Raw genomic sequence first — 14,642 nt, 5'->3', positions numbered from 1 at the left:
TCATTGCCGCCGTGATGATCCGCTTGGGATGGATCAGGTAACGATCAATATTGATATGACCATGTGACAGGTGGTGAAGTGTCCTTCACCGAGCGGGATCTCCCGCCCATCGAGGAGGTAGTCCATGGCCCTCCGCACGCCCACCCCTCTCCGCCGCGTCCTGGTGCTCGCCGTCGTCACCGGGCTGGGCATCGTCACCGTCGCCGCGGGCCCGGTCGCCGCCCGTCCGGCACCGGACCGCACCGCCGAGTCGGCCGCCGCCGGCTACCGGGTGCTCGGACCTCGTACCCTCGCCGACCGCAACGCGGTGGCCCGCACCGGAGCCGCCATCGACTACTCCGAGCACGGGGTCCTGCACATCTCGGCGACCGCTGGTGAGGCCGCCGCGATCGGCAAACTCGGCTTCCGGCTCGAACCGCTCGCCCCGCCGCCCAACGCCGAGCGCGGCGCCGGCGAGATCGGCACGCTGGCCTTCCCGCCCGCCGACTCCAACTACCACGACTACGCGGAACTGACCGCCGTCGTGAACCAGGTCGTCGCCGACCATCCGGCGATCGCCCGCAAGATCAGCATCGGTTCGTCGTACGAGGGCCGCGACCTGATGGCGGTGAAGATCTCCGACAACGTCGGCACCGACGAGAGCGAACCGGAGATCCTGTTCAACTCCCAGCAGCACGCCCGCGAGCACCTGACCGTCGAGATGGCGATCTACCTGCTCAACCTCTTCACCGACAGCTACGGCAACGACTCCCGGATCACCAGCATCGTCAACAGCCGGGAGATCTGGATCGTGCCGACGGTCAACCCGGACGGCAGCGAGTACGACATCGCCACCGGGTCGTACCGGTCCTGGCGCAAGAACCGGCAGCCCAACAGCGGTTCGTCGAACGTCGGCACCGACCTGAACCGCAACTGGGGCTACAACTGGGGCTGCTGCGGCGGCTCGTCCGGCAGCACCTCGTCGGAGACCTACCGGGGGCCGTCGGCGTTCTCCGCACCCGAGACGCAGGCGCTGCGCAACTTCGTCAACGGCCGGGTCGTCGGCGGCGTGCAGCAGATCAAGGCCAACATCGACTTCCACACGTACTCGCAGTTGGTGCTCTGGCCGTACGGCTACACCACGGCGAACACCGCGACCGGGATGAGCGCGGACCAGTACAACACCTTCGCCACCATCGGTCAGCAGATGGCGGCCACCAACAACTACACCCCGGAGCAGTCCAGCGACCTCTACATCACCGACGGCGACAGCCTCGACTGGATGTGGGCCACCCACAACATCTGGGCGTACACCTTCGAGATGTACCCCGGCTCGGCCGGCGGCGGCGGCTTCTACCCGCCCGACGAGGTGATCACCGCGCAGACCACCCGTAACCGCGAGGCCGTGCTGCTGCTCAGTGAGTACGCCGACTGCCCGTACCGGGCCATCGGCAAGCAGTCGCAGTACTGCGGCGGTGGTGGCGGCACCACTGTCTGGTCGGACACCTTCGAGACCGCCACCGGGTGGACCATCAACCCGTCCGGCACCGACACCGCCACCCTCGGCGCGTTCGAGCGGGGTGCCGCCCAGTCGACCACGTCCTCCGGCGCCAAGCAGCTCACCCCGTACGCCGGGTCCAACGACCTGGTCACCGGCGGGCTCGCCGGCTCGGCGGCCGGTGACTACGACGTCGACGGCGGCGTGACGAGCGCCAGGTCCCCGGCGGTGACCCTGCCGTCGTCCGGGACGCTCACCCTCTCGCTGGCCTGGTACCTGGCGCACGGGTCGAACGCCTCGTCGGCGGACTACCTGCGGGTGAGCGTGGTGCACAACGGCGGCACCACCGCGCTGCTCACCCAGACCGGCGCGGCCAGTAACCGCAACGGCAGCTGGGCGGTGGCCAACCTCAACCTCTCGCCGTACGCCGGCCAGTCGGTCCGCATCCTCGTCGAGGCGGCGGACGCCTCCGGAGCCAGCCTGGTGGAGGCGGCTGTGGACAACGTCACCATCACGTCCTCCTGATCGGGTGGGGCCCCGTCCCGCCTGACGGGGCCCCACCACCCGCTCCCGAGCCTCCAGATCTGGGACAAATGCCTCCCCGTGACTGCCATCGGAATCGGCTGTTGTCGATCGGCCCTTGATCGATCCGGCACGTCCCGGCGGTGCGCTACCGTCTTAGCGACCAGTCCGCAGCGAAGCCGGTGCGAAACCCGGCGCTGTCCCGCAACTGTGATGCCCCACCCGGCCGGTGGGGACGAGCCAGGTCGCCTACGGATCGGTCGCGATACGCGCTCTCGAGGAAGGGCGCCTCGTGGGCGGGCGTACGAAAGTCCTGTCGGCGAAGCACCACACTCCTCGACCGACAGGAGGCCCCCATGAACAGACGTACCCCTCGGCTCTTCGCCGCGACCCTCGCGGTCGCCGCGCTCGCCCTCGGCGCCTGCGCCGAGAAGGCCGACGACAAGCCCAGTGCCGGCACCGCGGCCGCCACCTACCCCGTCACGGTCGGCGCGCTCACTCTCGACAAGCGCCCCGAGAAGATCGTCGCGCTGTCGCCCACCGCCACCGAGATGCTCTTCGCGATCGGTGCCGGCCCGCAGGTGGCAGCCGTCGACGACCAGTCGAACTACCCGGCCGACGCACCCAAGACCGACCTCTCCGCCTTTCAGCCGAACGCCGAGGCGATCGCCGGTAAGAACCCGGACCTGGTGGTGCTCTCCGACGACCGCAACAAGATCGTCGATCAGCTCACCAAGCTGAAGATCCCGGTCTACCGCACCCCGGCGGCGACCACGCTCGACGACTCGTACCGGCAGATCACCGAGTTGGGCACGCTGACCGGGCACGCCGACCAGGCCGCCGACGTCGCCACCCGGATGAAGGGCGACATCGCCAAGCTGGTCAAGGACCTGCCGCAGCGTGCCGAGAAGCTCACCTACTTCCACGAGCTGGGCCCGGAGCTGTACAGCGCGACAAGTAAGACCTTCATCGGCTCGCTCTACAGCCAGGTCGGCCTGACCAACATCGCCGACCCGGCCGACGCGGACGGCAAGAGCGCCGGCTACCCGCAGCTGTCCCAGGAGTTCATCGTCAAGGCCGACCCGGACTTCGTCTTCCTGGCCGACGCCAAGTGCTGCCAGCAGAACGCCGACACGGTCAAGGCGCGCAGCGGCTGGGCCGGGCTCACCGCCGTCAAGAACAACCAGGTGGTCGCGCTTGACGACGACATCGCCTCCCGGTGGGGTCCGCGCGTCGTGGACCTGCTCCGGGTGATCATCGACGCGGTCGCCAAGGTGCCCGCGTGACCCTCGTCCGTCGGTGACCGGGCCGCGACAGGTGTCCGATCCGGCACCAACCGGTCGGCCGGCCGAGACGCCGCCGTCGTCTGAGCGGGTCGAGCCTCCTGCCGAGGCCCGGCCCGCCGGGCTGCCGTCGATGGCCCGGCCCGCCGGGCTGCCGTCGATGGCCCGGCCCGCCGGGCTGCCGTCCACGGCCCGGCCCGCCGGGCTGCGCAAACGGTGGCTGGTCGCGGGGTTGTTCGCGGTGCTCGTCGCGCTCGTCGTCGGGGTGTCGCTCGGCCCGGTGAGCCTGCCCCCGGGCAGCGTCGCCGCCGAACTGCTCAACCTCTTTCCCGGGGTGCACCTCGACAGCGGGCTGACCGAGCGGGAGATCGCGATCGTCACCGAGCTGCGGCTGCCCCGGGTGGTGCTGGGGCTGGTCGTCGGCGGCCTGCTCGCCATGGCCGGCGGGTGCTACCAGGGCGTGTTCCGCAACCCGCTGGCCGACCCGTACCTGCTCGGGGTGGCCGCGGGCGCCGGCCTCGCGGTCACCGCGGCGATCGCCCTCGGCGGCGCCGGCCGGGCGGGCACGCTCTCCGGGTTGCCGATGACCATCCCGCTTGCCGCGTTCGCCGGGTCGCTGCTGGCCGTCACGATGACCTACGTGCTCGGCGCGGCCGGCGGGCGGGGCGGGTCACCCGCGATGCTGATCCTGGCCGGGGTGGCGGTCTCCGCGTTCCTCTCCGCCGGGCAGACGTACCTGCTGCAACGACACGCCGACAGCATCCAGCCGGTCTACTCCTGGCTGCTCGGTCGGCTGGCCACCGCCGGGTGGCACGACGTGCTGCTGGTGTTGCCGTACGGTGCGCTGACCACTGTGGTGGTGCTGCTGCACCGCCGCGAGCTGGACGTCCTCGCCGTCGGTGACGACGAGGCGAGGAGTCTCGGCCTGCACCCGCAGCGCACCCGGTACCTGCTGATCGCCGCCGCCTCCCTGGGCACCGCGGCGGCGGTCTCCGCGACCGGGCTGATCGGCTTCGTCGGCATCATCGTGCCGCACACCGTCCGGCTGCTCGCCGGATCGAGCTACCGGGTGATCCTGCCGATGTCGCTGCTGTTCGGTGGCGCGTTCCTGGCGCTGACCGACGTGGTGGCCCGCACCGCCGCCGCTCCCTCCGAGGTGCCGATCGGGGTGGTGACCGCCCTGCTGGGCGGCCCGTTCTTCGTGCTCGTGCTGCGAACCGCCCGGCGGGCGCTCACATGAGCCCCGAACCCACCGGTGGACCGTCCCCCGCCGCTCGTCCGGTCGGCGGCGCTCGTCCGGTCGGCGGCGCTCGTCCGGTCGGCGGCGCTCGTCCGGTCGGCGGCGCTCGTCCGGTCGGCGGCGCTCGCCCGGTCGACGGCGTCGTGCCGGCGGTCGAGGTGCGCGGGCTGCACGTGAGCCTGGACGGCACGCCGATCCTGACCGGCGTCGACCTCACCGTCGCCGCCGGCGAATGGGTCACCGTGATCGGCCCGAACGGCGCCGGCAAGTCGACCCTGTTGCGCGCCGTCGGCGGCCTGCTGCCCGCGCCGGGGGCGATCACCCTGTTCGGTACGGCGAGCGCCGCGCTGCGCCGCCGGGACCGCGCCCGGGTGGTGGCCACGGTGGCGCAGTCCCCGGTGGTGCCGCCCGGCATGTCGGTGCTGGACTACGTGCTGCTCGGGCGCACCCCGTACATCCCGGCGCTGGGTCGGGAGTCGACAGCCGACGTCGACGCCGCGTACGACGTGCTGACGCGGTTGCACCTCACCGGCTTCCAGCGCCGCGAACTGGCCACTCTCTCCGGGGGCGAACGGCAGCGGGTGTTCCTCGCCCGCGCGCTCGCCCAGGGCGCGACGCTGCTGCTGCTCGACGAGCCGACAAGCGCGCTCGACATCGGTCACCAGCAGGAGGTGCTCGAACTCGTCGACCAGTTACGCCGCGAGCACGGCCTGACCGTCCTCGCCACGATGCACGACCTCTCCCTGGCCGGCGAGTACGCCGACCGGATGGTCATGCTCGCCGGCGGTCGGGTGGTGGCCGCCGGAACCCCGCCCGAGGTGCTGACCGAGCACCTGCTCGCCACCCACTACCGGGCCAGCGTCCGGGTCGTCCCCGGCACCCACGGCCCTCTGGTGGTCCCCGTCCGGCCCACCCGCCCCAACTCCCACCCCTGAGCCCCAGCCGCCGGCATCGGGCTCCGACTCCCGCCCCGCCCCGCCCCGCACCGCCTCGCACCGCACCGCGCAAGATCGCGCTCGAACAAGGAGATAGTGGCGTCCAGCCGTCGGGAGGGCACTACATCCACGATCGTGCGCTGCGCAGGCGCGCGCCAGAGGCCCGAGGGTAGGTGAATCACGGGCCCAGGTCGATGACGGAGAAGAGGGCGCCCTGTGGGTCGCGCAGTGCCGCGAAGCGGCCCGCCGGGATGTCGCGGGGTGGGACCAGGATCGTTCCGCCCAGCTCGGCGGCGCGGGCCGCGGCAGCGTCCGCGTCGGTGACCGCGAAGTACACCGTCCAGTACGCCGGCAGGTCGGCCGGGAAGTCGTCGGCCAGCGGCGGCATCATCCCGGCGACGATCTGCGTCCCGAGCCGCCAGCCGGTGTACGTCATCGGGCCCACCGCCTGGTCGTCGGGCTGCCAGCCGAACACCAGCTCGTAGAAGACCTTCGCGCCCTCGGGGTCGGGGGTGACCAGCTCGTTCCAGCTCATCGCGCCCGGCACGTTGAACACCTCGGCACCGGCCATCGCCAGCGGTTGCCACACGCTGAACGTGGCACCTGCCGGGTCGGCGAAGACCGCCATCCAACCTCGGTCGAAGACCTCGAACGGCGGCACCACCACCTGCCCACCGGCTCGTTCGACCCGGCCGGCGACCAGTTCGGCGTCGTCGGTGGCGACGTACGTCGACCAGATGGGCACCTGGTCCGGGATCGCCGGCGGCCCGGCCCCGGCCACCGGCCTGCCGTCGAGCAGGAAGACCGTGTAGCCGCCCGCCTCGGGCTCCGGTGTGATCCGGCCGGTCCACCCGAACAGCTCGGGGTAGAAGCGCCGCGCGTCGGTCAGGTCCGGGGTGGCCAGGTCGACCCAGCAGGGTGTGCCCGGCGGGACGGTGCTCACGGTCGACGACCCCTCTCGGCCCGGGTGGCCACGGCGACCCCCTGCCGGAATCCTGGCACCGTCCCGCCGCGGCGCGGGGCGGAAACGGACGAATCGTCAGCTGAACCGGCGACCCTCGTCCCGTCGGTACGCCCAGGCGGCCAGCGCTGCGAGCAGCACCACCCAAACGCCGAGCATGATCATTGCCAGCGGGTCGACGGTGTAGTCACCGACCGCCGACCACATCAGTTCGGCAGCCCCCCGGGTGGGCAGGAACGGCGCGATCGTCTCGATGAAACCGGGCGCGTCGCCCGGCGCGGAGAGCAGCCCGCCGCCGAAGGCGAGCGGGAGGAAGACCACCTGGGCCACCACGATCGCGGCCTTGCTCGGCAGCGAGTAGCCGATGGCGAGCCCCAGTAGCGTGAACGGCACCGAGATGACGGCCACCGTGACGGCGGTCAGCAGGAACGCCGCCGGGGTGACCCGGGCCGCGGTCAGTGTCGCGCCGATGATCACGACCGGGAGCAGTGAGAGGTACGTCAGCGCCAGACCGGCCAGCACCCGGCCCGCGAAGCGGGGTGCCGGCCCGGCCGGCAGGGTCCGGGTGTACGGGTTCCACGGATGGTCGCGGTCCTCGGCGACGCCGACCCCGTACTGGAAGACGTTGGCGCTCATCACCGAGAAGGTGACCATCGACGCGGTGGCGAAGGTGGCGCCGACCGCGTCGTCGCGGGCGAACGGCACCACGAAGAAGATCATGGCGGCGGCCGGGAAGAAGGCGCTGCCGACGACGGCCACCGGGATCCGGATGATCTCCAGGAGTTGGTAGCGGGCGTGGACCAGGGTGAGCTGCACGGTGGCCTCCTCAGACAGCGGTGGGTTGGCCGCCGGCAGCGGCGGTGGTGGGTTGGCCGCCGGCAGCGGCGGTGGTGGTGGGTTGGCTCGCGCTGGCGGGTTGGTCGCCGCCGGGCGCGCCCCCGCTGGTGATGGCGAGGAACGCCTCCTCCAGCGAGGTCGGCCGTACCTCCAGGTCGCTGAAGGGGGTCCGGGCCGTGACCAACGCGCGGACCAGTTCGTCGGCATCGGTGGTCAGCAGGTGCAACCGCCCGTCGATCCGTTCGCTGCGGACCACCCCGGGAAGGTCGGGCAGTCGGTCGGCGACCAGGCTGACCCGGCGTACGCCGACGATCCCGCGCACCGCGTCCACTGTGTCGTCGGCGAGCACGCGGCCCTGCCCGATGACGACCACCCGGTGGGCCAGCGCCTCCACCTCCTCCAGGTAGTGGCTGCTCAACAGCACGGTGCCGCCGTCGCTGTGAAAGGCGCGGATCGCCTCCCACAGGGTGTGCCGGGCGGCCACGTCCAGGCCGGTGGTCGGTTCGTCGAGCAGCACCAGCCGGGGCCGGCCGACGAACGCCAGCGCGACCGCCAACCGACGGCGCTGCCCACCGGAGAGCCCACCGGTCTGCCGTCGGGCGAGATCGCCCAGACCGAACTGGTCGAGCAGTTCACCACGGGGGATCGGGTCCGGGTAGTGCGCCGAGACGAAGTCGACGACCTCACCGACGCGCAGCGTGCCCGGCAGGCCGGTCTCCTGCGGGGTGACCCCGATCTGGCGACGGCTCGCCGCGTCGCGGGGGTCGCCGCCGTTCAGCTCGACCCGGCCGGACGTGGGGCGGCGCAGACCCACCAGCAGGTTCATCAGTGTGCTCTTGCCGGCACCGTTCGGCCCGAGGAGGCCGACCAGTTCACCGGCCCGGACTTCCAGGTCGACGCGGTCGAGGGCGAGGACGTCGCCGTACCGGCGACTGACCTGGTCGGCGCGAGCGAGGATCATGACTGCTCCTTCGACGGGGTGGGGTCGAGCAGGGCACGAATTGTCTCGGTGTACTCCTCGAACGCCCGCCGGCCCCGCCGGCTGAGCCGGACCAGGGTTGCCGGGGTGCGCCCACGGTGGGTCTTGCTGATCTCCACGTAGCCGGCGTCCTCGAGTTTGCGCAGGTGCACGGAGAGGTTGCCGGCGGTCATGGCGAGCAGTTCCTGCAACCGGGGGAACGCGATCCGGTCGCCGTCGCCGAGAGTGGAGAGGCTGGCGACCACCCGCAGCCGGGCCTGCGCGTGGATGACCGGGTCGAGTTCGGTCATGCCCGGTGCCGCTGCCGCCGTCGGGCCATCGCGCCTGCGACAAGCATTCCGCCACCACCGGCCACCGCCACGATCAGCGCGTGCCAACCCGGCCCGGCTAGGACACCGGCCAGGTTGATCATGCTGACCCAGACACCCAGCCGGAACAGGTCCCGGTCCAGCCAGATCGCTGCGCCGGCCATGTGCAGTGCGCCGGTCAGCCCGACGGCGGTCGCCGACCAGAGCAGCGCGGCCAGGTCGTGCGGCAGGTGCTCGGAGATCCGGCCGAGCGCCGCATAGACGCTCACCGGGCCCAAACCCCAGGCCCAGAGGTACCAGTGCCCGCGCCGGGCGGAGTCGCCGGTCACCTGCCCGTAGGCGCGCGCGCCGGCCATCGCCTGGATCGCCGCCGCGACCAGGAGCAGTGCGAAGAGGGCGATCAGCGGCAGCCAGCTCGGCAGGTGGACCAGCGACCGCTCGCCGGGGGAGAACCGCAGGAAGAACAGCCCGAAGCCGACCAGCCAGGCGACTCCCCAGGGCCAGTAGAGCAGGCGGGCGTCGGGATCGAGTCTGCGTACCGTCGCGGACCGCTGCTCCTCGATCAGCCGGAGCGCCGCCGCGGCGTCGGCGGGCGGCAGATCGTCGTCGTGATTCACGCAAAGAACTTTACGGCACAAAGTCAAAGGGTGGTGTCCCCGACGACGGGGTCACCGGCGGTGGTGGGCAGTGCCTATGGTGGGGCCGTCGCGGCTGACCCGTCGCACCGGGCCACAGGCCCGGATCGAAGACGCCGACGGTCCGGCAGTCCAGAAGGGGCCGTCGCGGCTGACCCGTCGCACCGGCCACAGGGGAGGGTCCGTGTCGAGCCCGAACAGCGAGCCGAAGGTCCAGCCGGAGGCCCTGCCGGCGTTCGCCGAGGCACCCAGGGGCCGGCGGGCGAGCAGTCGCGAGCCGCACCGCTCCTTCGGCGACGGGCACGCCCCCGGCACGACCCGCACCGACCAGACGGCCACGAGGGGGCACCGATGACGCTCGACGGGAGTCACGCACGCCACGTCGAGGGGGTCACCCGACTGCTACCGGATGGCGAGCGGGTGCGTGCGGTGGCCCGGGTCCGAGCCGGCGCAGGTCTGACCCCGGCGGCACCTCCGCAGCCAGCGGCACCACCTGCGCCCGGTGGTCCGGGCATCCTGGGCATCCTGCTCAACGTGCTCTCTCCCACCATCACCTTCGGTCGGGCGGACAACGCCGTCGACTGGCTCTTCTTCGGTGTCGGAGGTCGAGGCGCACCGGGTTCGCAGGCGTCCTTGCTGCACCACGCCCTGACCGTGGCGACGAAGGGGGCCGGCCTCCGGGACATCGTGTTGGGGGTCACCGACAGGCGGTTGCTGCTCGGCGTGACAGCACCGGTCGGGCTGCTGTCCAGCTCGGCGACGGACGCACGAGCGCAGGCCGATGTCGAGCTGCTCGGGTCGGTGCCGCGTACGACCGTCGCCGCCCGGGTCGGCCGCTACCGGTTGAACCGGAAACGGCTGCGGATCGACTTCGCCGACGGTTCGTGGCTGTCGTTCCACGTGCCGCTGGGGGACTCCGGCCGCCCCCTGCGGGACGTCGCGGCGGCAGTGTCAGCCGACTGAGCTGCCGTCGAGCGGGGCGGGCAGCGGCTCGCGGTGCAGCACCGTCAGTCGGGACACCGCCCGGGTGAGCACCACGTACAGCCGGTGCAGCCCGCGCGGCTCGGCCGCGACGATCGCGGCCGGCTCGACCACCACCACATGGTCGTACTCCAGGCCCTTGACCAGCGTCGCGGGCACCACGGTGACCCGCTCCGCGGCGGCCACGTCGTCGGCGGTCGCGGTCTCGACACCGGCGGCGGCCAGCGCCGCGCGCAGCCCGTCGACCGCGTCGTCCGCGGCGATCACGCCGACCGAGCCGTCGTAGTCGAGCGCCGCGCGCACCTCGGCCACCGTCTCCGCGACCAGATCGGTCACGGTACGCACATCCAGCCCGCCGTCGTGGCGCAGCGACTCGGCCGGCGGTACGTCCACCGCGAGGGCCGGGAGCAGCAGGTTCGCGAAAGCGACCACCGCCGCGGGCACCCGGAAGCCAACAGTCAACGGGACCACCACGGCGTCCGGCTTGCCCAGGTGGGCGAGGGACTCCCGCCAGTCCGTCGCCGCCCACGGCGCGGTGCCCTGTGCGAGGTCACCGAGGAGGGTGACCGAGCCGTGTTCGCTGCGCCGAGCAATGGCCCGACACTGCATCGGGGACAGATCCTGCGCCTCGTCCACGACCACGTGCCCGAACCCGGAGGGCCGTTCCAGCAACCCGGCCGCCTCGTCGATCAACACCACATCGGCGGCGGTCCAGCGGGTCGCCTTCGCGGTGCGAGCCGGCTTCACCCAGCTGAGCAGCGCCTGCTCGGTGTCGCTGAGCAGCCCGTCCGCCGCTGCGGCGAGCCGTCCCGGGTCGGCGAGCAGACCGTAGACCAGCCCTTCCGGGGTGAGCGCCGGCCAGACCGCGTCCAGAAAATCGAGGACCGGACGGCAGCGGCCCATCCGCCGTAACCAGGCATCGCTTGGCGACTCCGCCCGACGCGCCTCGGCCTGCCGTTGCAGCAGGCTCACCACCCGCGCCCGGACTCGTTCCCGGCCCGTGCCGTACGGCAGCCCTTCCCGTCGGGTCTCCTCGACGATCCGGTGCAACGGCTCCAGCCCTACCCGCCACCGGAACGACCCGTCGGACACGGTGATCGACTCGGTAGGAGTGCCGATCTGTGCCTGCACCGCGCGCTGTAACACCCGCGCCATCCGTACGTCGTGCTTGAGCACCGCCACCGCCGGCGCGTCGACCGCCCGAACCGGCACCCCGGAAATCAACTCCTCCACCGTGGCCTGCTCGACCTCGACCTCACCGAGCGCCGGCAACACCGCCGCGATGTACGACAGGAACGCCCTGTTCGGCCCGACGATCAGCACACCCGCCCGCCGCAGCCGCTCCCGGTGCAGATAGAGCAGGTACGCGGCCCGATGCAGGCCGACCGCCGTCTTTCCGGTGCCCGGCGCTCCCTGCACACAGATCGAGTCGGCAAGGTCGGCTCTGACCAACTCGTCCTGCTCCGGCTGAATCGTGGCGACGATGTCCCGCATCGGCCCGACGCGCGGTCGCTCGATCTCGGCGGTGAGGATCCGGCTCGTCGTGCCAAGCTCCTCGCCCCGATCGAGACGCTCATCCTCGAAGCTGGTCAGCACCCCGTTGCTGAACCCGAACCGTCGCCGGACCGCCACTCCCTGCGGATCCCGTGCGCTGGCCTGGTAGAACGACCGGGAAACGGGTGCCCGCCAGTCCAGCACCAACGGCTCGCCGCGCTCGTCGGCGACGTGCCGCCGCCCCACGTGATACCGCCGCCCGTCATGGCCAAAGCTGCTCGCACCCGCGCCGGGATCCGCGCCGGACCTGCCGTCAGTGCTGCCGGTGTCGGTGCTGGTGCTGGTGTGGGTGGTGGGCCTGTGCGCGGCGCTGGTGTGCGCGGTGCTGGTGTGCGCGGCGCTGCTGTGTGGGGTGCTGGTGTGCGCGGCGTGGCCGTGGTCGGTGCTGGTGTGTGGGGTGATGGTGTGCTCGGCGCTGGTGTGGGCGGTGCTGCCGGGGTCCGTGGCGTCCGGGTCCGTGGCGTCCGGGTCCGTGGCGTCCGGGTCTGTGGCGTCCGGGTCTGTGGATTCGGCGAAGTCGAGGCGGCCGAAGAAGAGTGGCGTGGTCGGGTCGTCGGCCAGTTCGGTCACCCGTCGGGCCAGGGTGCGGCCGAGCGTCTCCGCCGCGTACGCGTCGCCGGCCACCTGATCGCCGGTGGCGAAGAGGGCTTCGGCGCGCTCCCGCATCCTTCGCAGCGCGGCCCGCGAGGCTGCCAGGTGTGCGCGTTCGGCGGACAGATCCGTGTCGAGGTGGGTGTCGATATCGAGTGCGGGCATGCTGACGTCCCATCGTTCACATCTGCTGCGCGCTCGCGTGTCCGGGGGCGGATGGCCGGCCGCCCGGCGCGAAGACGTCCGTGCCGGTGCAGGTCACCTCGGCCGTCAAGCGGCCTGCAACCTTACGCTCTTCTCTCGGTTACCACTACCGAAATACCCAGGGGGCCACCTGTCCGAGACGGCGTGTTGCCGGGCGGGGCGTCCCGCCCGAGGGCGATCCGCGAGAGGCGACAGAACGACCTGGCCATCCAGGGCGTCACCTGATGGCCCGGCGGGCTGCCGACTTGATCGCCACCCGGAAACCTAGCGACTCGGTAGCCCGGAGGTCTGCTGGTCTGCTGGTCTGCTGGGCGGTCTGGCGGCCTGGTGGTGCCGGCGGCCTGGTGGTGCTGGTGGCCTGGTGGTGCCGCGGCGGTCTGGTGGTGCCCGTGGTCTGGTGGTGCCGGCGGTCTGGTGGTGCCCGTGGTCTGGTGGTGCCGGCGGCCTGGTGGTGCTGGTGGCCTGGTGGTGCCGCGGCGGTCTGGTGGTGCCCGTGGTCTGATGGTGCCGGCGGCCTGGTGGTGCCCGTGGTCTGGTGGTGCCGGTGGCGCCGGCGGTCTGGTGATCAGGTGGCCTAGTCACCTGGTGGCCCGCCGCCTAGTCATCCGGCGGCATGGTGGTCCGGCGGCACGGGTGGTCTGGCGGCACGGGTGGTCTGGCGGCACGGTGGTCCGGCGGCACGGTGGTCCGGCGGCATGGGTGGTCTGGTGGCATGGGTGGTCTGGTGGCGCGGTGGTCTGGCGGCACGGTGGTCCGACGGCACGGTGAGCTAAGGGCCTGGTGGGCGGCAGGGGTTGGCCCGCCTGCCTGGTCGGGGCCTCGGGTGGTGTCGGCGTGCTCGACGGCATCAGCATCGCCGGTGGTAGAGGTTGCGACGTGGTGTGCGTAGTGGGTCGAGCCAGCGGGGCGGAAGGAACTCGGGCCGGCCGTCCGCCGCGATGCGGACTGTCCAGTCGCCGCGGTGGACGAACCGGTGGTGGTAGCCACAGAGCAGCACCGCATTGCCCAGCGCTGTCGCCCCACCGTCGGCCCAGTGTCGGACATGGTGACCGTCGCACCATCTCGGCGGTCGATCACAGCCGGGGAAGGCGCACCCGCCGTCTCGCAGCACCAGCGCACGCCTCAGCGGGCCGGTGAAGAGCCTCCGCTGGCGGCCGACGTCCAGGACCTGACTGTTGCCGCCCAGCACGGCCGGCAACAGGCTGGCGTCGCAGGCGAGCCGACGGACCGCACCCGGCGTGAGGAGTGCTCCGGTCTCCAATGTGCCGGCGCGTACGCCGTTGACCAGATCGTCGAGCGAGACGGTCACCACGAGCTGAGGTCTGTCTCCGCCGCTGTCGGGCAGCTGGCCTGTGCGCAGCGCCAACCGGCAGATCTCGCCCAGCGCGTCGGCGCGGCGTTGACCAGGACTGCGATCATCGTGCTCGCCGGCCGGGGCGCAGAGCGGGTCGATCGCCTCACGGAGCAGGCTCGCGGTTTCGGTGTCGAGGTTTCCGCTCAGGCGTACCTGACCGTCTTGCTGCTCGGAGAGCGTGACGTGCCGGCGGGCCTCGGCCCGCTCGGTGGCCCGTTGAAGAGCCTTCAGCTCGGCCTGGTCGGCCAGATCCGGTGCGACGTGCGTGAGGACGCGCTCCCCGAGCCGGCTCAGGATGGTCGGGTCGAACCGGTCGGCCCAGGCGACCAGCAGTTGGGTGGCCTTGTCTGCGACCTCCGGACCGGCCTCCACGGGGAGGGCGGCGATCGTCTCGGCCACGACTCGGCCCTGCTCCACGGTGATGGCGCCGCTGAGCAGTGCGTCACGCACCGCTGCTGGCGCGGCGTCGACGGTGGCGGCGAGCTGGACCAGTTGGCGCGCGGAGCGGCCGGAGAGTCGGAGCCGCTCCCGCAGCCAGACGGCGGTGGACGAGGCACCCTGGTCGACCGCCAGGCCGCGGCTGTCCAACTCGCGGATCAGCCCGAGCTGAACGGTGGCCAGCCGCTGCGTGAGCACCTGGGTCGCGTCGAGGGAGGCGAGCAGCTCGTCGTCGGAGAGCCCCCACAGCGCGGCCTCGGCGCAGTCGTCGACCGCACCACCTGCCTGCGCCAACGCTCTCAACATGACACCAGATTAGAACTGACGTACGACAATTTCCGTT

General features: G+C 72.0%; 13 protein-coding genes. 6 read left to right on the top strand and 7 right to left on the bottom strand.

Going from position 1 to position 14,642, the window contains the following annotated elements; all coding sequences use genetic code 11:
- Positions 1 to 124 precede the first annotated feature (124 nt).
- From ACGFIW_RS09570 to ACGFIW_RS09555, 4 genes are all read left to right on the top strand, one after another.
- Positions 125 to 2,002 carry a M14 family zinc carboxypeptidase gene (locus tag ACGFIW_RS09570; RefSeq protein ID WP_393312378.1) on the top strand — a complete coding sequence of 626 codons (1,878 nt, stop codon included), beginning with the start codon at positions 125 to 127 and terminating at the stop codon, positions 2,000 to 2,002.
- Positions 2,003 to 2,355: 353 nt separating this feature from the next.
- Positions 2,356 to 3,285, top strand: coding sequence for an ABC transporter substrate-binding protein (locus ACGFIW_RS09565; RefSeq protein ID WP_393312376.1), 930 nt, complete (start codon positions 2,356 to 2,358; stop codon positions 3,283 to 3,285).
- A gap of 157 nt (positions 3,286 to 3,442) precedes the next feature.
- Positions 3,443 to 4,522, top strand: coding sequence for a FecCD family ABC transporter permease (locus ACGFIW_RS09560; protein WP_393312784.1), 1,080 nt, complete (start codon positions 3,443 to 3,445; stop codon positions 4,520 to 4,522).
- Positions 4,519 to 5,457, top strand: a complete 939-nt coding sequence (locus tag ACGFIW_RS09555; RefSeq protein ID WP_393312374.1) for an ABC transporter ATP-binding protein — start codon at positions 4,519 to 4,521, stop codon at positions 5,455 to 5,457. The genes ACGFIW_RS09560 and ACGFIW_RS09555 overlap by 4 nt, the downstream gene beginning before the upstream one ends.
- 178 nt (positions 5,458 to 5,635) lie before the next feature.
- Here ACGFIW_RS09555 and ACGFIW_RS09550 read toward each other — a convergent pair whose 3' ends face one another.
- From ACGFIW_RS09550 to ACGFIW_RS09530, 5 genes are all read right to left on the bottom strand, one after another.
- Complete coding sequence (locus ACGFIW_RS09550; protein ID WP_393312372.1) at positions 5,636 to 6,400, bottom strand: VOC family protein; 765 nt, start codon at positions 6,398 to 6,400, stop codon at positions 5,636 to 5,638.
- A gap of 96 nt (positions 6,401 to 6,496) precedes the next feature.
- A complete protein-coding gene (locus tag ACGFIW_RS09545; protein WP_393312370.1) occupies positions 6,497 to 7,234 on the bottom strand; it encodes an ABC transporter permease in 738 nt (245 codons plus the stop codon).
- A 10-nt stretch (positions 7,235 to 7,244) separates the two neighbouring features.
- The gene (locus ACGFIW_RS09540) at positions 7,245 to 8,216 is read right to left on the bottom strand and encodes an ABC transporter ATP-binding protein (protein ID WP_393312368.1); all 972 of its coding nucleotides are present in this window, start codon (positions 8,214 to 8,216) and stop codon (positions 7,245 to 7,247) included.
- Positions 8,213 to 8,524 carry a transcriptional regulator gene (locus ACGFIW_RS09535; protein ID WP_357068679.1) on the bottom strand — a complete coding sequence of 104 codons (312 nt, stop codon included), beginning with the start codon at positions 8,522 to 8,524 and terminating at the stop codon, positions 8,213 to 8,215. The genes ACGFIW_RS09540 and ACGFIW_RS09535 overlap by 4 nt, the downstream gene beginning before the upstream one ends.
- Entirely contained in the window at positions 8,521 to 9,159 is a 639-nt protein-coding gene (locus ACGFIW_RS09530) for a transporter (RefSeq protein WP_393312366.1), read from the bottom strand. The genes ACGFIW_RS09535 and ACGFIW_RS09530 overlap by 4 nt, the downstream gene beginning before the upstream one ends.
- A gap of 202 nt (positions 9,160 to 9,361) precedes the next feature.
- Between ACGFIW_RS09530 and ACGFIW_RS09525 the strand changes: the two genes are divergently transcribed.
- Positions 9,362 to 9,532, top strand: coding sequence for a hypothetical protein (locus tag ACGFIW_RS09525; protein ID WP_393312364.1), 171 nt, complete (start codon positions 9,362 to 9,364; stop codon positions 9,530 to 9,532).
- Positions 9,529 to 10,140 (top strand): hypothetical protein, encoded by a 612-nt coding sequence (locus ACGFIW_RS09520; RefSeq protein WP_393312362.1) that lies wholly within the window; start codon positions 9,529 to 9,531, stop codon positions 10,138 to 10,140. Before ACGFIW_RS09525 ends, ACGFIW_RS09520 begins: the two co-directional genes overlap by 4 nt.
- On the opposite strand, the gene ACGFIW_RS09515 is transcribed toward ACGFIW_RS09520, so the two are convergent.
- Entirely contained in the window at positions 10,129 to 12,468 is a 2,340-nt protein-coding gene (locus tag ACGFIW_RS09515) for a HelD family protein (RefSeq protein WP_393312360.1), read from the bottom strand. The genes ACGFIW_RS09520 and ACGFIW_RS09515 overlap by 12 nt on opposite strands.
- A gap of 886 nt (positions 12,469 to 13,354) precedes the next feature.
- Positions 13,355 to 14,605: a DUF222 domain-containing protein gene (locus tag ACGFIW_RS09510; protein ID WP_393312358.1), complete on the bottom strand. Its 1,251-nt coding sequence runs from the start codon at positions 14,603 to 14,605 to the stop codon at positions 13,355 to 13,357.
- Between the last annotated feature and the right edge of the window lie 37 nt (positions 14,606 to 14,642).

The sequence above is a fragment of the Micromonospora sp. NPDC048935 genome (assembly GCF_043197875.1).
Classification (GTDB): domain Bacteria; phylum Actinomycetota; class Actinomycetes; order Mycobacteriales; family Micromonosporaceae; genus Micromonospora.
Note: the sequence above shows the minus strand (reverse complement) of the source record. Positions and strands in the feature narration are given on the sequence as shown.